A 320-nucleotide genomic window follows, 5' to 3' on the forward strand; every position below is an offset into this window, starting at 1 on the left:
ATTTAAGAAAGTGCAGTCTATTCAGACCCAGTCAATGATTGCCATGCTGATGTTTATTGCTGGCTTCGCCATTTTATACTGGGGGGAGGGTCCTTCAACCGAATATGCTTGCAAACTGTCTTTTAATTTGATTAATAACACCAGCCCGATTTGCCTGTGGCACGGGCAGTTACAATACAATATTGCCATGAGTTGCTCGGTGATTGGTTTCGTCTGGTACGTAATCAATCGTGTTCGTTTGATTTTTATGAAGAAGTTTGATTGATGATGGATATCCAGCAGATGGTCAATGCCATGACACCTGACGTATATGAAAGGTT

1 pseudogene is annotated in these 320 nt (G+C 41.6%); it reads left to right on the forward strand.

Going from position 1 to position 320, the window contains the following annotated elements:
• Window positions 1-265 (forward strand): annotated as a pseudogene (locus tag J0A66_RS22455) (hypothetical protein); the annotation flags it as partial.
• Window positions 266-320: the final 55 nt, after the last annotated feature.

Origin of the sequence: Bowmanella dokdonensis (assembly GCF_017254865.1) — a bacterium.
Classification (GTDB): Bacteria; Pseudomonadota; Gammaproteobacteria; order Enterobacterales; family Alteromonadaceae; genus Bowmanella; species Bowmanella dokdonensis.